Below are 251 nucleotides of genomic sequence, written 5' to 3'. Positions count from 1 at the left end.
GGTGTTCTCGGGATCCTGTGGCTGATCATCCACCCCGGTGCTCTCCACCTCGGGCGCGGTGAACATCGCCTCCAGCGCCTCAGCTGACGCCACATCCTCCTCAGCCGCTCCGGAGCCGGCGTTCTGCTCGAGGTCCGGGTGGTCCTGGGGGTCGCCGTCCCTCTCCGTCTGACCAGCCTCGGGCCCGTTGAACATCGCCTCCAGCGTCTCTGCTGACACGTCCACCTCCGGGGCGGTGCTGGACGAGGGCT

1 protein-coding gene is annotated in these 251 nt (G+C 68.9%); it reads right to left on the bottom strand.

Going from position 1 to position 251, the window contains the following annotated elements; translation table 11 throughout:
• On the bottom strand, positions 1 to 219 hold a 219-nt coding region (locus tag N7568_RS24695; protein ID WP_261612291.1), incomplete at its 3' end, for a hypothetical protein.
• Positions 220 to 251 lie beyond the last annotated feature (32 nt).

The organism is Paenarthrobacter aurescens, from assembly GCF_025421775.1.
Classification (GTDB): domain Bacteria; phylum Actinomycetota; class Actinomycetes; order Actinomycetales; family Micrococcaceae; genus Arthrobacter; species Arthrobacter aurescens_B.
This window is presented reverse-complemented; position numbering and strand designations above follow the sequence as displayed.